Here is a 23,724-nt window from a genome sequence, read left to right on the forward strand (position 1 = left end):
GGGTGCGGAGGACATCAGCGTGGAACCGATCAGTCTCGATACGCTTCTGGCCAGCGTCGGCAAGGAAGTCGGCGTGTCGCCCTGGCGCACGGTGACGCAGCGCATGATCGATCAGTTCGCCGACGCCACCGACGATCACCAGTTCATCCATTGCGATCCGGAACGGGCCGCGCGCGAGACGCCGTTCGGCGGCACCATCGCGCACGGCTTCCTGTCGCTGTCGCTGCTGTCGGCCATGACCTTCGAGACCATGCCGCCGATCGAAAACACCAAGATGGGCGTCAATCACGGCTTCGACACGCTGCGCTTCCTGGCGCCGGTGAAGACCGGCTCGCGCATCCGCACCCATTTCGTGCTGGCCGACGTCAAGGTGCGGCCTTCGGGATGGGTGCAGACGGCGCACGACGTCACCATCGAGATCGAAGGATCGAAGAAGCCGGCGCTCACCGCGCGCTGGCTGACCCTGACGCTGATCGAGCGCCAGCCCGAGACCGCATGAGCGGCGACGCCAACGCGCTCGACCAAGCAGCGCTTGCGCCTTATCTCGAAGCGCATGTGCCTGGTTTTTCCAAGCTTTGCGCGGCCGAAAAATTCAAGTCCGGACAGTCGAACCCGACCTATCTGCTGACCGCCGCCAGCGGCCGCTACGTGCTGCGCGCCAAGCCGCCGGGGCAGTTGCTGAAATCGGCACATCAGGTCGACCGCGAATTCCGGGTCATGCAGGCGCTGAGCACGACCTCCGTGCCGGTGCCGCGCATGCTCCATCTTTCAGGTGAGATGACGCCGATCGGCCGCATGTTCTACGTCATGGAGTTCCTCGACGGGCGCATCTTCTGGGATCCGTCGCTGCCGGATACATCCGGCAATGACGAGCGTGCCGCGATCTACGACGCCATGAATGCGACCCTCGCCGCCCTGCACCAAGTCGATGTCGAGGCTGTGGGCTTAGGCGATTTCGGCAAGCCCGGCAGCTATTTCCAGCGCCAGTTCGCGCGCTGGACAAGTCAGTACCGCGCCTCCGAAACCGAAAGCATAGCCGCTATGGATCGGCTGATGACCTGGCTAGAGACGCATATGCCGGCCGATGACGGCCGGGTCTCGCTGGTGCATGGCGACTACCGATTGGACAATATGATTTTCGCCAAGGACGAGCCGAAGGTCATCGCCGTGCTCGACTGGGAACTGTCGACGCTTGGCCATCCCTTTGCCGACCTCGCCTATCAATGCATGCAATGGCGGCTGCCGCATGGGTCGGGCTTTCGCGGCCTAGACGGCATCGACCGCGCCTCGATCGGCCTGCCGTCCGAGGAGGCCTATGTCGCCGCCTATTGCCGCCGGCGCGGCATCGACGGCATCGGCAACTGGACCTTCTTCCTCGCCTTCTCCTTCTTCCGCCTGGCGGCGATCTGCCAGGGTGTCTACCGCCGCGCGCTGGACGGCAATGCCTCCAACCCGGAAAAGGCCAGGACCTATGGCGAGGCGGTGAAGCTGCTCGCCGCGCTGGCGGTGGAACTGATTGACAAGAAAAGTTGAGGGAGCCAAGCCACGGGCCGTTTCGATGGAGCGACGGTGCTGATCACCGGTGCGACAGGCGGTCTCGGCAGCGGCGCGGCCAAAGCCTTCGCCACTGAGGGCTCGCGGCCATGCGCAGGCGCTGGACGGCGGCATCAGCGCGATTTAGTTCAGAAAAAGTGGGTAGCGGCTTTCCTGTTCGGAATTAAGTAGGAACAAAGCGTTAGGGCGTATCTTGGGGAACCAGGCCGCTCCCTTGTCCGTTTCCGTACAGCGTATATAATTTTATCAGGCAACCAACCATAAAGGCAGGCGGAAATTGCCGCTGAGCGTTCAGAAACGCCGCGAGAAACAGAAAGCCGAGCTTCGTTCCGAACTGGTCGACGCAGCTCACAAGCTTGTGCAGGAAGAGGGCTACGAAGGGCTTACCATTCGCAAGCTTGCCAAGCGGGTCGGCTACGCGCCGATGTCGGTCTATTCCTATTTTGCCGATAAGCAGGACATCCTGTTCGCGCTCGCCGAGGACGCGTTCGAAACGCTTGCCCGCCGCATCGAGGAGCACCCGGCAGACGATCCCGTTGAGGCGCTGCGGGCTGTGATGACCGAGTATGCCGCCTTCGGGCTCGGCAATCCCAATGAATACCGCACCGTCTTCATGACAGAGAAGACCCGGCTGCCGGAAGGCCGGAGCTACGAGGACATGGAACAGGGCAATCCGGCGATGAAGGTGCTGATCAGCAGGGTCGAGGCCTGCGTCGCAGCCGGCAAGCTCAAAGGCGACCCTCGCGCCATAGCCACCATGCTGTGGACCGTTGGCCACGGCACGATTTCGCTGCTGATCACCTTTCCCTTCTATCCGTTCGGCGACCCCCAGGCCTATGTGAAGCGGATGTGCGATTTTATGTTGGCCTCGTTGTCGGCGCAGCACATACCCCCCCTCACCGATACACCCGTCAACTGCTGACCGGCTGCGCCGGTTTGAACAAGCCGGTCGCTTGATTCGCGAGGCCGGTACTCCGTTCAAGACAATTTGTCGTACGTGTACAAATTGCCTCTTGAATTCGGCCTCCGTTAACCGTATCTGTACGTTGTATCGTACATGTACGATTGGAGACGGAAAGATGAAAAAGACAATCCTCGCGCTCGCTGCCGTGCTGTCTCTCTCAGGCGCCGCTTGCGCTGGCGGGAGCCAGCCGGCCAAGCACGCCCCTGCGGCCTGCACCCAGACTCACACCAATCAGGCGCTCGACTGCGCCGCGACCGGCTCGGTGGAAAAGACCGATGCCGCCAACATCCAGACGAACAAGAGCCCGCGGCTCGGCATCGACGTGAACCCTTGGTTCGTGCCCGGCCTCTAATCACCGCCAAATCGCAAACGAAAACGGGCGACACTTGGCCGCCCATTTTCGTTTCGCCTGAAGCCCGATTTGACAGCGGCAGCGGCTCTACTTCTTGCGCGACTTCATTCCAGGCAAGGTCTTGGCCCTGCCAGGCCTTGCTGGGCCGCCGGGGATGGTGGTGCTGGTAATCGATACCGGATCGCTGGCCGGGAAGGTGTCCTCGAGGCCTTCCTCGAGCTCTTCTTCCTCGATCTCGCGATCCCGCTCCAGCGAACGGACCGCCTCTGTCTTCTTGGGCGTCTTCGGCGCGGATTTGGACGGCATCGGCAGTCTCCTCGCAAGCCGCAGAAACGGCCCGGACCGGTGAAGGTTTCCCCGAGGCCGGCCCTTCGGACCGGTTGGCGCAGGATCAGTTCGCCGCGTCGCTCGCCGCTTCCGACAGCAAAGTAAATACATAGTCCGAGAAGGAACGCCAGCATTCCACCCGGAACGTGTCTTCAGCGGTACGCAGCAGCACGATCTCGGACTTGCCGAGAATGGTGCGCGATGCTGCCCCGACCGGGAAGGCCTCGAGCGACAGGTCCTGTGGGCAACCGGAATTGACCGTCACCGCGGCCGTCGGCCCGGCAACCGAGATCGCCACATTGCGATGCGAGATGCCGACCGCGGAGTGCAGCGCCGAGACCTTGGCGCAGTCGGCCAGCGGATCGTTCCCGGCGTCGTCGATGACCAGCCATTCGTCCGGCCCGAGCCATAAGGCGGTGCGCCCGCCTTTCGCCGCCGAGCTCTTCGGCTTCGCCGGCAGCGTCACGGCGAGCGCCTTGGAAAGCGCGGCGACGGAAGTTTCGGGCGCGCGCAGCGAGATGCGTTCGGCCGGCGGCAGGATCTCGACCTTGACGGCCGGCGCCGACACCGCGCGGCCGGCAAGTGCCGGACGCCGTTCGGTGGCAGCTGAAGCGTCGGCGGCTTTTGTCTTGGCGGCAGCCTTAGCCATTGAGGCGCTCCCCCTTTTCGTCGACGAACACCATGCCGGTGACCTCCACCTCGATCGTGCCGTTCGGCATCGGCACATAGAGCGTCTGGCCCATGCGATCACGGCCGCCGGCGACCAGCGCCAGCGCGATCGAGCGCCCGCAGTTCTCCGACCAGTAGCTGGAGGTGACGTGGCCGATCATCTTCATCGGGATCGCCTGTTTCGGATCCTCGACGATCTGCGCGCCTTCTTCCAACACGACCTTCGGATCCTTGGTCTTCAGACCGACCAGTTGCTTGCGGCCCTTGGCGACGAGATCCGCGCGCATCATGCCGCGAATGCCGACGAAGTCGGTCTTCTTCTTGCCGACCGCCCAGTCGAGACCGGCATCGTTCGGCGTCACCGTGCCGTCCGTATCCTGGCCAACGATGATGTAGCCCTTTTCGGCGCGCAGCACGTGCATTGTTTCGGTGCCGTAAGCGGTCGCGCCATGCTTCTGGCCTTCGGCCCACAGCGCTTCCCACACCGCTTCGCCGTAGTCGGCCGGCACGTTGACCTCGAAGCCGCGCTCGCCGGTGAAAGACATGCGGAACAGCCGCGTCGGCACGCCGCAGATCTTGCCTTCGCGCACCGACATATGCGGCAGTGCCTCGTCCGACATGTCGATGCCTTCGACCAAAGGTTCGATGATTTTCCGCGCGCTCGGCCCCTGCACGGCGATTACCGCCCATTGCTCGGTGATCGAGGTCAGCCAGACATTGAGATACGGGAACTCGGTCTGGAGATAATCCTCCATGTGATGCATGACACGCGGCGCGCCGCCGGTGGTCGTCGTCACATGGAAGCGGTCCGGCGCCAGCCTGCCGACGACGCCGTCATCATAGATGAAGCCGTCCTCGCGCAGCATGATGCCGTAGCGGCAGCGGCCGGGCTCCAGCTTCTCCCACGGGTTGGTGTAGAGCAGCTCCATGAACTTCGCCGCATCCGGCCCGACGACCTCGATCTTGCCGAGCGTGGAGGCGTCGAACAGGCCGGCCGCTTTGCGCACCGTGACGCATTCGCGGTTGACGGCGGCGTGCATGTCCTCGCCGGCTTTCGGGAAATACCAGGCGCGCTTCCACTGGCCGACATCCTCGAACACGGCACCTTGGGCGGCCGCCCAGCCATGCGTCGCCGTGCGGCGCGTCGGGTCGAACAGCGCGCCACGCGCATGGCCGACGATCGAGCCGAAGGTGACCGGCGTATAGGGCGCGCGGAACGTGGTGAGACCAACCTGCGGGATCGGCTTGCCGAGCGTCTCGGCGGCGATCGCCAGGCCGTGCATGTTCGACGTCTTACCCTGGTCGGTCGCCATGCCGTTGGTGGTGAAGCGCTTGACGTGCTCGATCGAGTGCATGCCTTCATGCACCGCCTGGCGAATGTCCTTGGCGGTGACATCGTTCTGAAAATCGACGAAGGCCTTGACCGTGGTGCCCGGCCCGGCGCCGGGCGCAGCGCCAAGCATGCCGCGTGACCAGCTTTCACTGGCATCGACCTTTGGCTTGGCGCCCTTGCCCATCTTGCCGCTGGAATCCTTGCCGCCGGCGTCCCTTGCCGCCTGGGCACCTGCCGCATAGGCCTCGTCGACCGTTGCCTCCAGACCGTCCGTGCCGTTGCAGGCGCCGACCGAGACGCAGTCCTGCGCATAGGTCCCCGGCACGAAGCGTCGCGCCTCCTCGTTGAAGGCGACCTTGCCGCGCGACTGCGAGAACAGATGCACCGACGGCGTCCAGCCGGCGGACATCAGGATGGCGTCGACCGCGATCGTGCGCTCGCCGCCGCCGTTCTTCGGCTGCACCGTCATCGACGATACGCGCAGCTTGCCGCCGGCGCTAACCACAGCGCGACCGAAATTGATCTCGATGCCGAGGCTCCTCGCTTCGTCGATCACCGCCCCCGACGGGTTGTCGCGCAGGTCGACGATGGCAGCGACATTGACGCCGGCCTTCCTCAGGTCGATCGCGGCCGCGTAGGCCGAGTCGTTTGCCGTATAGACGCCGACATTCCTGCCGACCGCCACGCCATAGTGGTTGAGGTAGGTGCGCGCCGCCGATGCCAGCATGACGCCCGGCCGGTCGTTGTTGGCGAACACCATGTGCCGCTCGATGGCGCCGGTCGCGAGCACGACCCGCTTGGCGCGAACCTGCCACAGGCGCTCGCGCGCCAGCTCCCGGCCGGGGCTCTTGAGATGGTCGCTGACCCGCTCGACCAGGCCGACGAAGTTCTGCGCGTAGTACCCGAAAGCTGTCGTGCGCGACAGCACTCGGACATTGTCCATCGCCCTGAGTTTGGCGATCGCGGCTTGTGCCCAGGCAAAGCCGTCCTCGCCATCGATCCTGGCGCCGCTCTCGAAGCGCAGGCTGCCGCCGAATTCGGCCTGCTCGTCGGCGAGGATTACCCGCACGCCGGTTTCGGCTGCGGCAAGCGCCGCGGCGATGCCGGCCGCACCGCCGCCCAGCACCAGCACGTCGCAATGCGCGTAGCGCGCCGCATAATGGTCAGGATCCGGCCGGTCGGGGGAAACGCCAAGGCCGGCCGTCGCGCGGATCTTCGGCTCATAGAAGTTCAACCAGGCCGACTTCGGCCACATGAAGGTCTTGTAGTAGAAGCCGGCCGAGAACATCGGCGAGGCAATGTCGTTGACCGCGCCGACATCGAAGGCGAGCGAGGGCCAGCGGTTCTGCGAACTGGCGGTGAGCCCGTCATAGAGCTCCTGCACGGTCGCGCGCACATTCGGCGTCTTGCGCGCGTCGTCGCGCACGATCTGCACCAGCGCGTTGGGCTCTTCCGCACCGGCCGACAGGAAGCCGCGCGGCCTATGGTATTTGAAGGATCGGCCGACCAGATGGACGCCGTTGGCAAGCAAAGCCGAGGCCAGCGTGTCGCCTTCGATGCCGAGATAGGACTTGCCGTCGAAGCTGAACGAGGCGGTCTTGGCCTGGCTGAGGCGCCCGGCGCCGGAGATGCGGAACGACGCGTTCATTTCGAGGCTCCAGGCAGCTTCGCGGGCTTCGGCTCGCCGGCCTTGTAGGTCATGACGAACTTGTCGGTGACGGTGTCGCGCACGGCGTTGAAGAAGCGGGCGCAGCCATGGATATGCCGCCAGCGCTCATAGATGACGCCTTTCGGGTTCGAGCGGATGAAGAAGAACTTCTCGAAATCGTCTTCGCTTTCGGCGGCAATGTTGGTCGGGCGCGCGATATGCGCCTCGCCGGCATTGCGGAACTCGAGTTCCGGGCGCTCTTCCTCGCAATAGGGACAGCGGATGAGAAGCATCTAGGTTGATCCTACAATTCGCCATGGCCGACGCGGGCGCCGGCCGGGTTGATCGCAAACCTTCTGGCAGGCCATCTCGGCAACCATCAATGCGCCACCGCCGCCGCCGCCGCTTCGTCGATGAGACGACCGGTGCGGAAGCGCTCGAGCGTGAAGGGCGCGTTGATAGGGTGCGGGTCGTCCCTGGCGATGGTGTGGGCAAAGACGTTGCCCGAACCTGGCGTCGCCTTGAAGCCCCCCGTGCCCCAGCCGCAATTCACATAGAGGCCCTTGACCGGCGTCTTAGCCAGTATCGGCGAGCGGTCGGGGGTCACGTCGACGATGCCGCCCCAGGAGCGCAGCATCTTCATGCGGGTGAAGATCGGGAACATTTCGCAGATGGCGTCGAGCGTGTGCTGCAGGATGTGCAGGCCGCCGGTTTGCGAATAGGAGATATACTGGTCGGTGCCGGCGCCGATGACCAGTTCGCCCTTGTCCGACTGCGAAATATAGGCGTGCACCGTGTTCGACATGATGACGCATGGCACCACCGGCTTGACCGGCTCCGAGACCAGCGCCTGCAACGGATAACTCTCCAACGGCATGCGCACGCCGGCCATATCCATGATGACCGACGAATGGCCGGCCGCAACGACGCCGACCTTCTTGGCGCCGATGAAGCCGCGCGTCGTCTCGACGCCGGTGACCGCGCCGTTGGCCGCGCGCTTGACGCCGGTGACCTCGCAGTTCTGGATGATGTGCACGCCGCGCGCCGAGGCGCCGCGCGCATAACCCCAGGCGACCGCATCGTGGCGGGCCGTGCCGCCGCGGCGCTGCAGCGCGGCACCCATGACCGGATAGCGCGCCTCCTTGGAAATGTTGAGCGGCGGACAGAACTCCTTCGCCTGTTCCGGCGTCAGCCACTCATTGTCGATGCCGTTGAGGCGGTTGGCATGGATGTGGCGCTTGAACACCTGAACGTCATGCACATTGTGCGCGAGCATCATGACGCCGCGCGCCGAATACATGACGTTGTAGTTGAGCTCCTGGCTCAGTCCGTCCCACAACTTCAGCGCATGGTCGTAGATGCCGGCGCTTTCGTCATAGAGATAGTTGGAGCGGATGATGGTGGTGTTGCGGCCGGTGTTGCCGCCGCCGAGCCAGCCCTTTTCCAGCACCGCGACATTGGTGATGCCGTGCTCGGTCGCCAGATAATAGGCGGTGGCCAGGCCGTGGCCGCCGGCGCCGACGATGATTACGTCGTATTCCTTCTTCGGCTCGGGTGAGGTCCATTGCTCTTCCCAGCCCTTGTGGCCGCGCATCGCCTCGCGGGCAATGGCGAATACGGAGTATTTCTTCACGTTCAGCCTCGCGCCAAAAATCGCGGATCTCGGCCGGGCATCCCCCGGCGCGCGTGGTGTATCACTAGCGAAAGCGCGCAGCCACCCTTGCGCTGTTTGCGACGGCGCTTGCCGTTTTGCGCCGCGGCTGCGCGGCGCATGCCCGACAACTCGCATTCCGATCGGCAAGTCAGCTTTCGGGTGGCTGCCGAAATGCCGATTTGCGACCAAGCATCCCACCACCGGCTGGACCGGCATAGAAAAAGGATGTGAAATGTTCGCACTCACCGAAAAGGTCGCCATCGTCACCGGCGCCAGTTCCGGCATCGGCCGCGCTACGAGCAGGGCGCCAGTCTCGTCGTCGCGGCGCGCCGCCGGGCCGAGCTCGATGCACTCGTCGGCGAAATCGAGACGGCAGGTGGAACCGCAATTGCACTCGCCGGCGATGTCCGAGACGAAGCCTATGCCAGGGCTCTGGTCGAGCTTGCAGTCGAAAGGTTCGGCGGCCTCAACAATGCCGGCGCCGTCGGCTTCATGACACCGGTCCCGGAGATGGCGCCGGCGACTTGGCACGACACGATCGACACCAATTTGACCAGCGCCTTCCTGGCTGCCAGGCACCAGATCCCGGCGATGCTGGAGCGCGGCGGCGGCTCGCTGATCTTCACCTCGAGCTTCGTCGGCTATACCGCAGGCATGCCGGGCATGGCGGCCTACGCCGCCGCCAAGGCGGGGCTGATCGGGCTGACGCAGGTGCTGGCCGCCGAATACGGACCGAAAGGGCTGCGCGTCAACGCGCTGTTGCCCGGCGGCACCGACACGCCCGCAGCGACGTTCAAGACGCCGGAATCGCGGACATTCGTCGAAAACTTGCATGCCTTGAAGCGTGTGGCCCGGCCCGAGGAGATCGCCCGCTCAGCGCTCTACCTTGCCTCGGACGCCTCAAGCTTCACCACTGGCACGGCACTGTTTGCCGATGGTGGCGTCTCGATCAATCGGACGTGAATCATCTGACGGTCGGCAGCCATGCTCATCCGCTGAAATAGCGCGACGGGGCCTTGCATTCCGGTCCGTTTTGACGATTTGGTTTCCCGTCGAAAACGGACCGGAACGATGCTGCTGATCAGAACCTATGTCGCTCAGAGCGCCATCGAAGGCGTCGGTGTTTTCGCCGCCGAGCCGGTCAGGAAAGGCGCCTCCATCTGGCGGCTCGATCCCGATTTCGATCGGCTGATCCCGATGGAGAAATACGAGAAGGCGCCGCCGCATCTCAAGGAATTGCTCGACCGCTACGCCTATCCGAGCCCGGACAAGCCGGGTTTCATGGTTTATGAGGTCGACAATGGCCGCTTCATGAACCATGCCGAGCGGCCGAACACGGATTTCTCCCAACATGGTGGCGCCACAGCGACCCGGGATATCGCGGCCGGCGAGGAAATCACTTGCGACTATGGCGAATTCTTTGAGGATTTCGCGCGCCTGCATCTTGCGACCGCCTAAGGCTCAGACCCGCAAGGCACGGTACTCGGGCTTCCGATCGCGGTTTCCTGCAATCAACGGTGGACAGCACGGCCTGATTCTGCTATCAGCCGGCACAATTCGCGGTGCAGGTCACTGCGGAGGCATGTGGCTATGGGCTGCTTGCCTGAGATTTCAAACCCGAAGACAGGATTGCACGTGCAGGTACTCGTCCGCGACAACAACGTTGATCAGGCGCTTCGCGCGCTGAAGAAGAAGATGCAGCGCGAAGGTATTTTCCGCGAAATGAAGATGCGCGGTCACTACGAAAAGCCGTCCGAGAAGCGTGCCCGCGAGAAGGCGGAAGCCGTCCGCCGCGCCCGCAAGCTGGCCCGTAAGCGCGCCCAGCGCGAAGGCCTGCTGCCGATGACCCCGCGCCCGGCTCCGGCTGGTGCTGCCGGCGCATCGCGTTCGCCGCGCTGATACCGTCAATTTTTCGTCCTTTTCGAAGGATACCGAGGGTGGCGCGATGCGGAATCGCCGCCACCTTTTTGTTTATGCGTTCGAGCCGGTTCGGAGAGGGAACGGACCTGACGGCGCGGCGCCAGTGAGGACTGAGATGAACGCAATTACCGTGGAGCGCAGAACCGCTTTTCGCGGCTTCGCCCTGACGGCGGCCCTGCTTTCGGGCCTGACCCTTGCAGCATGCCAGACGGCCCCGACGGGGGAGTTCAACAATATCGACAAGGCGCAAGGCTCGACCGAGAACATCTCCTCATTGTCGGCTGTCATCCAGCGCAATCCTCAGGATCCCGAGGGTTACAATGTGCGCGGCTCGGCCTATGGCCGCGGCGGCCAGTACCAGGCGGCGCTCAAGGATTTCGATACCGCCATCCAGCTCAATCCGAACTTCTATCAGGCCTATTCGAACCGGGCGCTCATCCAGCGTTTCCTGGGCAACCAGCAAGCAGCGCTTGCCGACTATAACCGCTCGATCCAGATCAACGCCAATTACGACGCCGCCTATATCGGCCGCGGCAATCTCTATCGCAAGGCCGGCCGCGTCAACGACGCCTTCAACGATTTCCAGAAGGCGATCCAACTCGACACGACCGACGCCCGCGCCTACCACAATCGCGGCCTGATCTATCAGAGCCAGGGCCAGCATAAGTTCGCCATCGAGGATTTCTCGACCGCCATTTCGCTGGCGCCGGACGCAGCCGAGCCCTACAACGGCCGCGGCCTGTCCTATCTCGCCATGAATGACGAGGACAACGCCTTCGCCGACTTCAACATGGCCATCAAGCTCGACGGCAAGAACGCCGAGGCCTGGGCCAACCAGGCGCTGATCTACGAGCGACGCGGCGACAAGGAAAGGGCGGCCAAGTCCTACCGCGAAGCTGTCCACCTCGACCCGAACTACCAACCCGCCAAGGACGGCCTGTCGCGCACCTCGGCCGGCGCCAGCTGATCGGAAGCTAAGGCCGCCCGGGGGTCCGGTCGCCCGCGATGGGTCTATTGCGGCGCTGACACGCCGATGTGGCCGTTAGTCGCCAACGGCGATGTGTTGGCTCGCCATGCTCGCGCCAAGTTTTGGGCGGAACGCTCCTCGCACCTCGACCGTTTAACCGGGGCCGTTTGTTGCGAAAGGACCTTTCCGATGATCAAGACACTTGCCTGTGCCGCCGCCGCGCTTGCCGCCACGGTCCTCGCTTCTCCGGTCAGCGCCGGCACGCTCCGGCTCGGCACGCTCGATTGCACCATCGACGGAGGCACCGGTTACGTCATCACCTCCAACAAGGGCGTGTCCTGCGTCTTCCGCCCCTATCATCACGGCCCGGCCGAGCTATACACGGGCATGATCTCCAAGCTCGGCGTCGATATCGGCCGGACGCATCAAGGTCAGCTTGTCTGGGCGGTTCTCGCCGCCACCCGCCACCATGACGCAGGCGATCTCGCCGGCAGCTATTACGGCGTCAACGCGGAGGCGAGCGTCGTGACCGGTGGCGGCGCCAATCTTTTGGTCGGCGGCCTCGACGGCGCCTTCATGCTCGAGCCGCTGAGCGTCCAGGCGCAGACCGGCGTCAACCTCGCTGTTGCCGTGGCTTCGCTGGACCTCGTCCACTCCTATAAGTGAAATTTCAAATCAGTTAGCACCGATACGGCCCGGGACTCTCGCTCCGGGCCGAATTTTTAGCGCGCTGCTCGCCGATATCGCCGAAATGCCTCTTGAGCTCAACTGCGCTTGAGGTTCTACAAGCCCTGCCGAACTGGATCTGGCGCTTCGTTCGCAATGTGGATGAGGTTGCGGAAAACAAGCGGGAGATCGACGTGACGGCAGCAGGCGGCGGCAAGGTGGCCGGCAACAAGGTGGACTGGCGAGCACTGTGGGCAAGCGGCGACCTGGCGCGTTTCTGCTTTGTCAGTCTCGGCATCCTGCTGCATGCCACCAACGAGACCATGGTGGCGACGGTGATGCCGGCCATGGTCGGCGAGTTGGCCGGCGTGCAGCTCGTTGGCTGGTCGCTGGCGATCTATGAGCTCGGCGCCATCGTCGCGGGTGCGGCCGCCGGGCGGCTGGTGAGCTATGTCGCGCTGCGCTCCAACATGATGATCGCTGCCCTGCTCTACGCGGCAGGCGCGCTGATCTGCGCGACGGCACCCTCCATGCCGTTCTTCCTCGCCGGGCGGCTGGTCGAGGGACTTGGCGGCGGCGCGCTGGTGTCGCTCGCCTTCGTTTCGGTCGAGCGTCTCTTTCCGCGCAACATCTGGCCGCAGCTCTTCGGCATCATGTCGGCGATCTGGGGCGTCGCCGCCTTCAGCGGACCGATGCTCGGCGCTGTTATGACCGAGTTCCTGTCGTGGCGCTGGGCCTTTGGCGTCTTCACTTTCGGCGGCGCAGCGATGGCGCTGGCGAGCTTTATCGTGCTGGACACGCCGCAGGCGACGAGGCCGCAGGCGGGCAGCGGCACGGCGCCGCCGTTTCCCTATCCGGCGCTTGCCTGTCTCGCCATCGCCGTCGTGCTGATCGCTGCCGCCGGCATCGACATCGCCCTGCTGCGCTCGTCGCTGCTGCTGGCCGTCGGGCTGATCGGCCTGGCGCTTTTCTTCCGCATCGATGCCCTCAGGCCGCGCTCGCGCCTGTTTCCGGCACCTTTGTTCTCATGGCGCTCGCCGCTTGGCTCAGGCATGACGATGGTTGCGGCCTTCTCGGTAGCGACCTGCACGTTCACCATATACGGGCCGCTGCTGCTCACCACGCTGCACGGCATTCCAATCCTGACCACCGGCTATATCATCGCTGCCGAATCCATCGCCTGGTCGATCCTGTCGATCCTCATCGCCAATGCGCCGCTGGAACGCGAAAGACTGATCATCGTCGTCGGCGCGCTGATGATCGCCTCCGGTCTTGCCGGTTTCGCCTATGCCATCCCCGCAGGTTCGATCCCGCTGATCCTGCTCTGCGCTCTGCTGCAGGGCGGCGGCTTCGGCGTCTGCTGGCCGTTCCTGACGCGCGTCATCGTCGCTTCGGCCCGCGACGGCGAGCAGACGATCGCTTCGGCCGCCGTGCCGACCATGCAGCGGATCGGCTACGCGGTGGGCGCGGCCGTTGCCGGCATTGTGGCCAACGCCAGCGGCTTCTCGGAAGGCCTCAATCGTGACGCGGCTGCAGGCGTGGCCGGTTGGCTCTTCCTCGCCTTCGTGCCGCTTGGGATCCTCGGCTGCATCGCCGCGCTGCGGATCGCGCTGCCGCCAATGCGACCGCAGGCAGCGGCCAGCTAAACCACTGTCGTTTTCAGCCCCTCGGCAATCGATGCGGCGAGCCGTGTCGCCACCTCGTCCTTGCCCATCTCCGGCCACTCCTCGACGCCGGCGCGAGAGACGATGCGCACCTTGTTGCGGTCGCCACCCATTACGCCGGAAGGGCCGATGCCGCTCCCATGCGAGACGTCGTTGACGACGATGAGATCGGCGCCCTTCTTCCTGAGCTTGGCCTCGGCGTTGCCGATGAGGTCCTGCGTCTCGGCGGCAAAGCCGACGACAAGGCCGGGCCTCTGCGCATGATGGCCGACGCCCGCCAGGATGTCGGGATTCTCGACCATCTTGAGCGACGGCGGGCCCTTCCCTGCCACCTTCTTGATCTTTTCACCGGCGGCATTCGCGGTGCGCCAGTCGGCCACGGCCGCGACGAAAACAGCCGCGTCCGCCGGCAAAAGGCTCTCGACCGCTTCCTTCATCTCGGCCGCTGTTTCCACATGCGTGGTCTTCACCCCGGCTGGATCGGCGATGTTGACCGGGCCGGACACGAGCCGGACATCGGCGCCGAGCTTCGCCAGTGCCGCCGCGATAGCATGGCCCTGCTTGCCGGACGAACGGTTGGCGATGTAGCGCACCGGATCGATCGGCTCATGCGTCGGCCCCGAGGTGACGATGATCTTGCGGCCCGCAAGCGGCTGCGGCTTCTCGTCGAGCATCGCCTCGATCGCGGCCACGATTTCCAGCGGCTCGGCCATGCGGCCTTCGCCCGCCTCGTTGCTTTCCGCCATCTCGCCCTTGGCCGGCCCGACAAAGGCGATGCCATCCTTCTGCAAGGTCGCCCGGTTGCGCCGCGTCGCCGGATGCGACCACATCTTCGGATTCATCGCCGGCGCCATCAGCACTTTCTTGTCGGTCGCAAGCAGCACCGTCGAGGCAAGATCATTGGCATGGCCGTTGGCGAGCTTCGCCATCAGGTCGGCAGTGGCCGGCGCCACGACCAGCAGATCGGCCTCGCGCGACAGCCTTATGTGGCCGACATCGTGCTCGTCATTGCGGTCGAAGAGTTCGGTGAAAACATGGTCGGCCGAAAGCGCGCCGACGGACAACGTGGTGACGAATTCCTGCGCGGCTGATGTCATTACCACCCGGACAGAAGCGCCGCGCTCGCGCAGGCGCCGGGTCAGATCGAGCGATTTGTAGGCGGCGATCCCGCCGCCGATGACGAGAAGGACGCGTTTGCCGGAGAGCGTTCCGCGAACTGACGGCCTGCCGGGCATGTCGGCGATAGGCGGTGCTTGCTGGCCGGGGCCGGTCAGCGCGCGCAACGTCTTCTCAATCTGGTCGATGCGGTCGGCCTGTCCTGCCCGGCCCTCAACCGCCGCCCTGATCATCGCCCGGGCCTGCTCCTCCATCGAGCAGCCATTTTCGGCAGCCAATTGGCGCAGCAGGTCCTTAACTCCATCGTCAAGGTTGCGGATCGTGATGCTGGCCATCTGATTGCACCCGCTTCAAACTAGCGCCGGCAATGATAGCAATGCAATCAAACCGCAGCAAGGCGGCGGGCGGTCAGAAAATCCGCCACGCGATGTAAATCAGCGTCAGCGCAATGATCCACAGCGCCACGCGGCCGGAGCGGGTGTGGCGCGCCTCCGCCTTGCCGATCGCGCGCGCGGTCGCCTCGTCGAAGCGCAAGCCATGCTCGGCCATCAGGTCGATCTCACGCGACAGCCGCTCGGTGCGAACCGCAATGTCCGGCGCCTGCCTCGCCAGCGAGATCAAAGCCTTGCCGGCGTCCCGCGCGTCCGAGAGCACGCCGCGCGGGCCGAGATTGCCCGCGATCCAGTCGCTGACCACCGGCTCCGAAGTCTTCCACATGTTGAACGCCGGATCGAGCGTGCGGGCCACGCCTTCGACCACCACCATGGTCTTTTGCAAAAGCACCAGCTCGGTCCGCGTCGCCATGTCGAAGAGGTCGGTCACCTCGAACAGCAGCGTCAGAAGCTTGGCCATCGAGATCGTGTCGGCCGACTGGCCGTGGATCGGCTCGCCGATGGCGCGGATCGCCTGCGCGAAGGCCGAGACATTGTGCTGACGCGGCACATAGCCGGCCTCGAAATGCACCTCGGCGACGCGCCGGTAGTCGCGCACGATGAAGCCGTAGAGGATCTCGGCCAGAAAACGCCGCTCCTTCTTGCCGAGCCTGCCGGCGATGCCGAGATCGACGGCAACGATGGTGCCGTCCGGTTCGACGAACAGGTTGCCCGGGTGCATGTCGGCATGGAAGAAGCCGTCGCGCAGCGTGTGCCTGAGGAAAGACTGGACGAGATTGGCTGCGATCGCCTTAAGGTCGTGACCGGCGGCAGCAAGGCCGGTCAGATCGTTCATCTTGACGCCGTCGATCCACTCCATGGTGATCACGTCGCGGCCGGTCCGCTCCCAATCGACCGCCGGCACGCGGAAGCCCGGATCGTCCTTGGTGTTCTCAGCGAGTTCGGAAAACGCGGCGGCTTCGAGCCGCATGTCCATCTCGACCTTGGTGGTCTGCGCCAGCGTCTGGGTCACCTCGATCGGCCGCAGGCGGCGCGAGGAGGGGATGTACTTCTCCTGCAGGCGGGCGGCGAGGAAGTAGCTCTCGAGATCCTGGAAGAAGCGATGGCGCACGCCGGGGCGGATGACCTTCACCGCGACCCGTGAAGCCTTTCCGTCGCGAACGACTTCGGCGCCGTGCACCTGTGCGATCGATGCCGCCGCGACCGGCTCGCCGAACGTTGCGTAGAGATCCTCGATCCTGCGCCCGAGCGAGGCTTCGATCGCCGCGACCGCTTCCGCCCTCGGAAAGGTGTGCATCTTGTCCTGCAGCAGCGCAAGGTCGACCGCCATGTCGTTGCCGACGACGTCGGGCCGCGTGGCGAGGAACTGGCCGAGCTTCACATAGGATGGCCCCAGCCGCACCACCGCCTGCGCCAGCCGGTCGCCGCGCAGATGGCTTCGGGCGCGGCGGCGAGTGAGCACGCGCGCCAGCCGCCAGCCGAGCTTCGGCATACCGGAAAGCTCTTCGCCGGGCAGCGCCGCGACGACGCCCTCGCGGACCAGCACCCAGCCGGCCCTGGCGAGCCGGAAGCCGGCGCCAACGCTGGTCATCGGACGCCCTGCCTCAAAGCTTCCAGCCCGAATGGAGCGCCGCGATGCCCCCCGAATAGTTGCGGAAAGTGACCCGATCGAAGCCGGCCCGACCAATCATCGCGGCGAAGTTCTGCTGGTTGGGGAACTTGCGGATCGATTCGACCAGATAGGAATAGGGCTCGCCGTCGCCGGTCACCGCCCTGCCGATTTTGGGGATGGCGTTGAACGACCAAGCCTCGTAGGCCTTGTCGAGCAGCGGCATGTCGACCTCGGAAAACTCCAGGCATAGGAAGCGCCCGCCGCGCTTCAGCACACGAAAAGCTTCGCTCAGCGCCACATCGATGCGCGGCACGTTGCGGATGCCGAACGCGATCGTATACGCATCGAACGTGCCGTCCTCGAAGGGCAGCGCTTCGGCATTGGCCTCGACGAAATCGGTCTTTTCCGAGAGGCCTTTCTTTTCGGCCCTGTCGCGGCCGACGTCGAGCATTGAGCCGTTGACGTCGAGCACCGTGGCATGCGCATGGCGCTGGCTTGCCTCGATGATGCGAAAGGCGATGTCGCCGGTGCCGCCGGCGACGTCGAGCCCCTTCCAGCCCGGCCGCTTCGGGGGGTTGAGCCACGCGACCATCGCGTCCTTCCACAGCCGGTGCAACCCACCCGACATCAGATCGTTCATCAGGTCGTATCGATTGGCCACCTTGTGAAAGACGTCATTGACGAGCGACTGCTTGTCGCCCGCGCCAACCTTCCTGAAACCATAGGAGGTTTCCATGCCGCCCGCGGCCGTGGTTCTCTCAACTGACATTATTTCGATCCGCCATAAAACCGGCGGGACCATAGCCGATCGATGGGGCGGGCGCTATTGTCCAAGGCGCGGTTTTCGGCCGCGCTTTCAGAACGGGTCGGGGAAGAGTTTGCCACGATTTTCCACCCGGAATCGGCGCGACGACAGAAGAATACCGCACGGGATGGCCGCATGATCTTGAAAGCCGAATTGCACTGCCACATCGAAGGGGCAGCGGCGCCCGACCTCGTCGTCAGCCAGGCCCGCAAATACGGCAAGGACCCTTCGCCCTACATCCAGAACGGCTCCTTCGTCTGGCACGATTTCACGTCTTTCCTCGCCGCCTATGATTTTGCTTCCGACCTGTTCCGCACCGAGGAGGATTATGCCCGTCTAACCGATCATTATCTCACCAGCCTCGCCCGCGACGGCGCCATCTATTCCGAGGTCTTCACCTCGCCGGATCACGCGAAGAAGGCCGGGCTTTCGCCCAAGGCCTATACGGACGCGCTGGGCGAAGGCATGGCCCGCGCCAAGGCGAGGACCGGCATCGAGGGGCGCATGATCGTCACCGGCGTACGCCACGTCGGCGTCGAGGCGATCGAGCAGGCGGCGCGCTTTGCGGCGCGCTGCGGCCATCCGCTGGTCACCGGCTTCGGCGTCGCCGGCGACGAGCGCATCGGCGATTTCGAGGACTATGTGCGGGCTTTCGAGATCGCGCGCGAGGCCGGCCTCGGCATCACCATCCACGCCGGAGAATTGATGGGCTGGGAAAGTGTGGCGGCAGCGCTCGACCATATCCGCCCGTCGCGGATCGGCCATGGCGTGCGCGCCATCGAGAACCCGGACCTTGTTCGCCGCATAGCCGCCGAGGGCGTGGTGCTGGAATGCTGCCCCGGCTCCAACATCGCGCTCAAGGTGTTCGATAGTTTCGCCACGCATCCTTTTCCGGCGTTGCGCGCGGCCGGCTGCAAGGTGACGCTCAATTCCGACGACCCGCCCTATTTCTGGACCTCGCTGAAGCGCGAATACGATATCGCCGCCGAGCATTTCGCGATGGACGACAAGGCGCTTACCGCCGTCACCAGGACGGCCATCGAGGCCGCCTTCGTCGACCGGAAGACCAAGGCGATGCTGATGAGCCGGCTCGACCCCAAGGGCTGGTGAAGGTGAATGGTGAATGGTTCGCGGGCTCTCGGCCTGTCAACCACAATCATCGGCCCATCAGGACTCGCAAACCGGCTCACTATTCACTATTCACTACTCACCATTCACTGGAGAAGACCATGCAGGGCGTCACCGTCGTCGACCACCCCCTTGTCCAGCACAAGCTGACCATCATGCGCAAGAAGGAGACCTCGACGGCAGGCTTCCGGCGGCTGCTGCGCGAGATCTCCCTGCTTCTCGGCTACGAGGTGACCCGCAACCTCGAACTGACGACCACCACGATCGAGACCCCGATCGAGGAGATGGAAGCGCCGACGCTGGAGGGCAAGAAGCTGGTTTTCGCCTCCGTGCTGCGGGCCGGCAATGGCCTGCTTGAGGGCCTGCTCGATCTGGTGCCGGCGGCGCGCGTCGCCCATATAGGCCTTTACCGCGACCATGAGACGCTCGAGGCGATCGAGTATTTCTTCAAGGCGCCGAGCGACCTTGCCGACCGTCTGGTGATCGTGGTCGATCCGATGCTTGCGACCGCCAATTCCGCGATCGCGGCGATCGACAAGCTGAAGGGGCGCGGCGCCACCAACATCCGCTTCCTTTGCCTGCTGGCCGCGCCCGAAGGCATCGAGCGCTTCACCAAGGCGCATCCGGATGTCCCGATCTTCACCGCCTCGATCGACCGCCAGTTGAACGACAAGGGTTACATCATGCCTGGCCTCGGTGACGCCGGCGACCGCATGTACGGAACCAAGTGAGATCTTTTCTTAACCGCTCGTTTACGAAACGCCGTGGTTCCGGCGCGCGTTAAAGCCGAAAACACCATGTCGGCTTAAGGATCGAACCTTCACGAAGGTCGATCCATGCTGCGCAAGCTTCTTCTCCTTGGCGTCTTTGTCGGAAGCTCGGCATCGATTCCGATCGTCTATCAGTCGAACCCGCAGATGGTGGAAACCCTGCTGAGATCGGCGGTTGCTTCGAAGCCGGCGCCGCCTGAGGCTCAGCCGGACGTCAATCTCGCTTCGGTTCCAGCCAGGCCGGCGGCGCCGATGCCGCTCGGCCGCCAGGTGCTGGTCAATGCCGACCAGCGCGGCCATTTCACTTCCGCCTTCAAGTTCAACGGCCGTCAGATAGACGGCATGATCGACACCGGCGCGACGCTCGTCGCGATCAACATATCGACGGCGCGCCGGATCGGCATCTCGCTCAACCAGTCGGATTTCAATCAACAGGTGAACACGGCGAACGGCGCCATCAAGGCCGCCGTGGTCACCGTCGACCGTCTGCAGATCGGCAAGATTTCCCTCGACAACGTCCAGGCGGTGGTGCTCGACGATCGAGCGCTGCAAACCAATCTGATCGGCATGAGCTTCCTGCAGCGGCTGCAGAAATACGAAGTCCAGGACGGCGCGCTGTTGCTCGTTCAATAGGCGCGATTTTACAGAGGCAGTATCCGCCTGAGCACCGTCTTTTCTGCGGTCGGCTTCGAGTGACCGACCGTATAGGCGGCGCGCACCGCGACGGCGGCAGCCTCGGCGTCGGCCTCGGTCCGCGCATGGACCAGCGCCAGCGCCTCGCCCGCATGCACCTCCGCGCCGACCGGCAGCAGTCGGGTGAGGCCAACGGAATGATCGATCTTGTCGTCCGGACGGATGCGCCCGCCGCCCAGCGCAACGACGGCGAGCCCGATGTCGCGCGTCGCGATCCCGGTGACGAAGCCGTCCTCGGCCGCTTTGACCGCCAATTCCACTGCCGCCTTCGGCAGATATTTCTCCGGGTTCTCGACGAAGTCGGCGGGTCCGCCGAGCGCCGTCACCATCCGCGCGAACACCGCCGCCGCGCGGCCGCCGGCGAGCGTCTCGGCCGCGCGCCTGATCCCGTCCTGGTTGGACGAGACAACTCCCGCCGATTGCAGCATCTCGGCGGCAAGCGCCAGCGTGACGTCCTCCAGCCGGCGGTCGCGGAAGCGGCCGGTGAGAAAGTCTACCGCGTTCTTCACCTCGACCGCATTGCCCGCTGCCGAGGCCAGCGGCTCGTTCATGCCGGTCACCAGTGCCGAAGCGTTCAGGCCGGCGCCATTGGCGACCTCGACCAGGCTGTTCGCAAGTGCGGCCGCATCGCGCGACTTCTCCATGAAGGCGCCGTTGCCGACCTTGACGTCGAGCACAAGCGAGCCGAGCCCGGCGGCAAGCTTCTTCGACAGGATCGAAGCCGTTATCAGCGGCACCGATTCCACTGTGCCCGTCACGTCGCGGATCGCGTAGAGCCGGCGATCGGCCGGCGCCAGGTCGGCGGTCTGCCCGATGATGGCGCAGCCCGTCTCGAGCACCGTCCTGCGGAACCGCGCCAAATCCGGCTGGCTGACGTAACCGGGAACGGCATCCATCTTGTCCAGCGTGCCGCCGGTATGGCCAAGGCCGCGGCCGGAGATCATCGGCACATAAGCGCCGCAGGCCGCGACGATCGGCGCCAGCATCAGCGAGACATTGTCGCCGACGCCGCCCGTCGAATGCTTGTCGGTGACCGGTCCCGGCAAATCGGACCAGTCGAGCACGTCACCGGAATCGCGCATCGCGAGCGTCAACGCCACTGCTTCCTCGCGACTCATGCCTTTGAGGAACACCGCCATGGCGAAGGCGCCGATTTGGCCTTCCGAGAGCGTGCCGGCCGTGATCCCCTCGATGAAGGCCGCGATCTCGGGCGCCGAGAGCTTGTGGCCGTCACGCTTGCGGCGAATGATTTCCTGCGGGAGCATCAGCTTTCCGGCAAACCTTCCTCGAAGACGCGCCGCAGGATCGTCGCCAGCCGCGCGCCGCCGACCGGCGCCATGTCCTTGGTTTCCTGGTGCGAGAGTTCCGCCCCGGTCATGCCTGCCGCAAGGTTGGTGATCACCGAGCAGGCGGCGACCTTGAGGCCGAGGAAGCGGGCCAGGATCACTTCGGGCACGGTCGACATGCCGACCGCGTTGGCGCCCATGACGCGCGCCATGCGGATTTCGGCCGGCGTCTCGAAACATGGTCCGGAAAACCACATGTAGACGCCCTGGTGGAGCGCGGTGCCAGTCTCCTTGGCCGCCGTCTCGATTGCCTTGCGCAACCCCGCATCATAGGCCTCGGTAAGGCCGACGAAGCGGCGGTCGCTCGGCTCGCCGATCAGCGGATTGGAGCCGGAGAAGTTGATGTGATCGGTGATCATCATCACCGAGCCCGGTCCCATCTCGGGATCGACCGAGCCGGCGGCGTTGGTGAGGATGAGATGCGAGATGCCGATGCCGGCAAGCACTTCGAGCGCCGGGCGCATGGCGGCGGCATTGCCGTGCTCGTAATAGTGCGCGCGCCCGGAAAGCATCAGCACCGGCGTGCCGGCGAAATGCCCTGCCACCACCTCGCCGACGTGGCCGGAGACGCCGCTGCGCGGGAAGCCCGGCAGTTCGGCATAGGGGATGCGCCTTGCGTCCTCCACCTGGTCGACCAGCCCACCGAGGCCGGAGCCCAGCACAAGCGCCGCGGTCGGGGCCAGCCCGTCCAGTTTCTCGACCAGATGATCCAGCGCTTCCTTCATTTCAAGATATCGCCCCTGAAGCCGTAAGGCAGCATGTCGCCCATGGTGACCGTCTCGGCCACGCCGGTATTGTCGCAGAGATAGAGCTTCGTCTCCGGCCGGCAGAATTCCGCCAGCCGCTGCCGGCAGCCGCCGCAGGGCGAGCATTTGGCCATGCGCTCGGCGATCACCGCGATCTCGGTGATCTTGCCGCCGCCGCCCATGATGTAGTGGCCGAGCGCGGTGGTCTCCGCACACCAGCCCTCCGGATAGGACGCCACCTCGATGTTGGCGCCGGTGAAGACGCGACCGTCCTCGGTGCGCAGCGCGGCGCCTACGGGAAACTTGGAATAGGGCGCATAGGCCTTGGCCATCGCCGTCCTGGCCGCTTCGAACAGATCATGCGACATTTGCTTCTTCTCTCCCACGATCTTGTTCAAATTGCCGGTTGCCGAGACTGCCCGAGCCTCAGCGTTCCTTGACATAGGGCACGCCGCCGGCGCGCGGCGGGATCGCCTTGCCGATGAAGCCGGCGAGCAGGATGACGGTGAGCACATAGGGCAGCGCCTGCATGAACTGCACCGGCACTTTGCCGAGGATCGGCAGCGGCGAGCCCTGCAAGCGGATCGATGCCGCGTCGAGGAAGCCGAACAGCAGGCAGGCGAACATCGCGTTGACCGGCTTCCATTTGGCGAAGATCAGCGCGGCAAGCGCGATATAGCCCTTGCCTGCGGTCATGTCCTTCACGAAGCCGCCATTCTGGACCATGGAGAGATATGCGCCGGCGACGCCGGTAAGGATACCGGTGCAGATCAGCGCCCGGTAGCGCAGCCAGGCGACCGAGATGCCGGCGGTGTCGACGGCCGCCGGGTTTTCGCCCACGGCCCGCATTCTGAGACCGAAGCGGGTGCGGAACAGCACCCACCAGGTGAACGGCACCATCGCGAAGGCGAAGTAGACCAGGATCGAATGGCCGGAGATCAGCTCGGCATAAACCGGCCCGAGGATCGGCACGTCGCGCACCGCTTCGGCGCCGGGCCACACGATCGCCTCGAAGCGCTCGCCCGGCTGCAGCGCCGGCGTGCGGCCGCCCTGCTCGAACCAGGCCTGGCCGAGGATGATGGTCGAGCCGGCGGCGACGAAGTTGATGGCGACGCCGGAGACGATCTGGTTGCCGCGATGCGTGATCGAGGCGAAACCGTGCACCATGGCGAAGGCGACCGAGATCAGGACGGCGGTGCCGAGACCGATAAAGGCGGAGTGGAAGACCGATGCCGCTGCAGCGCCGGCGAAGGCGCCGACCAGCATCTTGCCTTCGAGACCGATATCGAAGATGCCGGCCCGCTCTGAATAGAGGCCGGCAAGACAGGCAAGCAGCAGCGGCACCGACAGGCGGATGGTGGAATCCAGGACCTGGACGATCGCGTTGAAACTGTCCAT

The 23,724-nt window shown here is 64.8% G+C and carries 25 protein-coding genes and 1 pseudogene; 14 read left to right on the top strand and 12 right to left on the bottom strand.

Annotated features, from left to right (window positions below):
- Nucleotides 1–13 precede the first annotated feature (13 nt).
- From A9K71_RS25595 to A9K71_RS25610, 5 genes are all read left to right on the top strand, one after another.
- Entirely contained in the window at nt 14–499 is a 486-nt protein-coding gene (locus tag A9K71_RS25595; RefSeq protein WP_277816115.1) for a MaoC family dehydratase, read from the top strand.
- The gene (locus A9K71_RS25600; protein ID WP_067002595.1) at nt 496–1,533 is read left to right on the top strand and encodes a phosphotransferase; all 1,038 of its coding nucleotides are present in this window, start codon (nt 496–498) and stop codon (nt 1,531–1,533) included. The genes A9K71_RS25595 and A9K71_RS25600 overlap by 4 nt, the downstream gene beginning before the upstream one ends.
- Nucleotides 1,534–1,569: 36 nt before the next feature.
- Nucleotides 1,570–1,725, top strand: a complete 156-nt coding sequence (locus A9K71_RS32725) for a hypothetical protein (protein ID WP_245299772.1) — start codon at nt 1,570–1,572, stop codon at nt 1,723–1,725.
- A gap of 106 nt (nt 1,726–1,831) precedes the next feature.
- Entirely contained in the window at nt 1,832–2,476 is a 645-nt protein-coding gene (locus tag A9K71_RS25605; protein WP_067002597.1) for a TetR/AcrR family transcriptional regulator, read from the top strand.
- Between the two features lie 157 nt (nt 2,477–2,633).
- Nucleotides 2,634–2,870 (top strand): DUF680 domain-containing protein, encoded by a 237-nt coding sequence (locus A9K71_RS25610; protein ID WP_067002599.1) that lies wholly within the window; start codon nt 2,634–2,636, stop codon nt 2,868–2,870.
- An 87-nt stretch (nt 2,871–2,957) separates the two neighbouring features.
- Here the strand turns inward: A9K71_RS25610 and A9K71_RS25615 are convergent, their stop codons facing one another.
- The 5 genes from A9K71_RS25615 to A9K71_RS25635 form a co-directional block, all read right to left on the bottom strand.
- Complete coding sequence (locus A9K71_RS25615; protein WP_067002602.1) at nt 2,958–3,176, bottom strand: hypothetical protein; 219 nt, start codon at nt 3,174–3,176, stop codon at nt 2,958–2,960.
- Nucleotides 3,177–3,261: 85 nt separating this feature from the next.
- Nucleotides 3,262–3,846 (bottom strand): sarcosine oxidase subunit gamma, encoded by a 585-nt coding sequence (locus A9K71_RS25620; RefSeq protein WP_067002603.1) that lies wholly within the window; start codon nt 3,844–3,846, stop codon nt 3,262–3,264.
- Nucleotides 3,839–6,847, bottom strand: a complete 3,009-nt coding sequence (locus A9K71_RS25625) for a sarcosine oxidase subunit alpha (RefSeq protein WP_067002605.1) — start codon at nt 6,845–6,847, stop codon at nt 3,839–3,841. Before A9K71_RS25625 ends, A9K71_RS25620 begins: the two co-directional genes overlap by 8 nt.
- A complete protein-coding gene (locus A9K71_RS25630) occupies nt 6,844–7,140 on the bottom strand; it encodes a sarcosine oxidase subunit delta (protein WP_067002607.1) in 297 nt (98 codons plus the stop codon). Before A9K71_RS25630 ends, A9K71_RS25625 begins: the two co-directional genes overlap by 4 nt.
- An 86-nt stretch (nt 7,141–7,226) precedes the next feature.
- On the bottom strand, nt 7,227–8,480 hold the full coding sequence (locus A9K71_RS25635) for a sarcosine oxidase subunit beta (protein ID WP_067002609.1): 1,254 nt from the start codon (nt 8,478–8,480) through the stop codon (nt 7,227–7,229).
- Between the two features lie 253 nt (nt 8,481–8,733).
- Between A9K71_RS25635 and A9K71_RS25640 the strand changes: the two are divergent.
- The 6 genes and pseudogenes from A9K71_RS25640 (at nt 8,734) to A9K71_RS25665 (ending at nt 13,700) form a co-directional block, all read left to right on the top strand.
- Nucleotides 8,734–9,464, top strand: a pseudogene (locus tag A9K71_RS25640) (SDR family oxidoreductase).
- Nucleotides 9,465–9,572: 108 nt separating this feature from the next.
- Nucleotides 9,573–9,959: an SET domain-containing protein-lysine N-methyltransferase gene (locus A9K71_RS25645; RefSeq protein ID WP_067002611.1), complete on the top strand. Its 387-nt coding sequence runs from the start codon at nt 9,573–9,575 to the stop codon at nt 9,957–9,959.
- Nucleotides 9,960–10,136: 177 nt separating this feature from the next.
- Nucleotides 10,137–10,400, top strand: coding sequence for a 30S ribosomal protein S21 (gene rpsU / locus A9K71_RS25650; RefSeq protein WP_040969057.1), 264 nt, complete (start codon nt 10,137–10,139; stop codon nt 10,398–10,400).
- A gap of 136 nt (nt 10,401–10,536) precedes the next feature.
- Nucleotides 10,537–11,388: a tetratricopeptide repeat protein gene (locus tag A9K71_RS25655; RefSeq protein WP_067002613.1), complete on the top strand. Its 852-nt coding sequence runs from the start codon at nt 10,537–10,539 to the stop codon at nt 11,386–11,388.
- Nucleotides 11,389–11,577: 189 nt separating this feature from the next.
- On the top strand, nt 11,578–12,054 hold the full coding sequence (locus A9K71_RS25660) for a DUF992 domain-containing protein (protein ID WP_067002615.1): 477 nt from the start codon (nt 11,578–11,580) through the stop codon (nt 12,052–12,054).
- Between the two features lie 194 nt (nt 12,055–12,248).
- On the top strand, nt 12,249–13,700 hold the full coding sequence (locus A9K71_RS25665; RefSeq protein WP_245299773.1) for an MFS transporter: 1,452 nt from the start codon (nt 12,249–12,251) through the stop codon (nt 13,698–13,700).
- On the opposite strand, the gene coaBC is transcribed toward A9K71_RS25665, so the two are convergent.
- From coaBC to ubiE, 3 genes are all read right to left on the bottom strand, one after another.
- A complete protein-coding gene (gene coaBC / locus A9K71_RS25670; RefSeq protein WP_067002617.1) occupies nt 13,697–15,169 on the bottom strand; it encodes a bifunctional phosphopantothenoylcysteine decarboxylase/phosphopantothenate--cysteine ligase CoaBC in 1,473 nt (490 codons plus the stop codon). The genes A9K71_RS25665 and coaBC overlap by 4 nt on opposite strands.
- Nucleotides 15,170–15,242: 73 nt before the next feature.
- Entirely contained in the window at nt 15,243–16,817 is a 1,575-nt protein-coding gene (gene ubiB / locus A9K71_RS25675) for a 2-polyprenylphenol 6-hydroxylase (protein ID WP_067002619.1), read from the bottom strand.
- A 13-nt stretch (nt 16,818–16,830) separates the two neighbouring features.
- Nucleotides 16,831–17,607, bottom strand: a complete 777-nt coding sequence (ubiE, locus tag A9K71_RS25680) for a bifunctional demethylmenaquinone methyltransferase/2-methoxy-6-polyprenyl-1,4-benzoquinol methylase UbiE (RefSeq protein ID WP_067002621.1) — start codon at nt 17,605–17,607, stop codon at nt 16,831–16,833.
- Between the two features lie 171 nt (nt 17,608–17,778).
- On the opposite strand from ubiE, the gene A9K71_RS25685 reads away from it, so the two are divergent.
- From A9K71_RS25685 to A9K71_RS25695, 3 genes are all read left to right on the top strand, one after another.
- Nucleotides 17,779–18,753 carry an adenosine deaminase gene (locus A9K71_RS25685; protein ID WP_067002772.1) on the top strand — a complete coding sequence of 325 codons (975 nt, stop codon included), beginning with the start codon at nt 17,779–17,781 and terminating at the stop codon, nt 18,751–18,753.
- Between the two features lie 119 nt (nt 18,754–18,872).
- Entirely contained in the window at nt 18,873–19,502 is a 630-nt protein-coding gene (gene upp, locus A9K71_RS25690) for a uracil phosphoribosyltransferase (protein ID WP_067002624.1), read from the top strand.
- Nucleotides 19,503–19,607: 105 nt separating this feature from the next.
- Nucleotides 19,608–20,174, top strand: a complete 567-nt coding sequence (locus A9K71_RS25695) for a TIGR02281 family clan AA aspartic protease (RefSeq protein WP_067002626.1) — start codon at nt 19,608–19,610, stop codon at nt 20,172–20,174.
- 8 nt (nt 20,175–20,182) lie between these two features.
- On the opposite strand, the gene deoA is transcribed toward A9K71_RS25695, so the two are convergent.
- From deoA to A9K71_RS25715, 4 genes are read right to left on the bottom strand one after another with little or no spacing between them, the layout of a single operon-like run.
- Nucleotides 20,183–21,499: a thymidine phosphorylase gene (deoA, locus tag A9K71_RS25700; RefSeq protein WP_067002628.1), complete on the bottom strand. Its 1,317-nt coding sequence runs from the start codon at nt 21,497–21,499 to the stop codon at nt 20,183–20,185.
- The gene (locus A9K71_RS25705; protein WP_067002630.1) at nt 21,499–22,305 is read right to left on the bottom strand and encodes a purine-nucleoside phosphorylase; all 807 of its coding nucleotides are present in this window, start codon (nt 22,303–22,305) and stop codon (nt 21,499–21,501) included. Before A9K71_RS25705 ends, deoA begins: the two co-directional genes overlap by 1 nt.
- On the bottom strand, nt 22,302–22,694 hold the full coding sequence (gene cdd, locus A9K71_RS25710) for a cytidine deaminase (RefSeq protein ID WP_067002633.1): 393 nt from the start codon (nt 22,692–22,694) through the stop codon (nt 22,302–22,304). The genes A9K71_RS25705 and cdd overlap by 4 nt, the downstream gene beginning before the upstream one ends.
- 58 nt (nt 22,695–22,752) lie before the next feature.
- The gene (locus tag A9K71_RS25715; RefSeq protein ID WP_067002635.1) at nt 22,753–23,724 is read right to left on the bottom strand and encodes an ABC transporter permease; all 972 of its coding nucleotides are present in this window, start codon (nt 23,722–23,724) and stop codon (nt 22,753–22,755) included.

Origin of the sequence: Mesorhizobium sp. WSM3873 (assembly GCF_001672445.1) — a bacterium.
GTDB lineage: Bacteria > Pseudomonadota > Alphaproteobacteria > Rhizobiales > Rhizobiaceae > Mesorhizobium.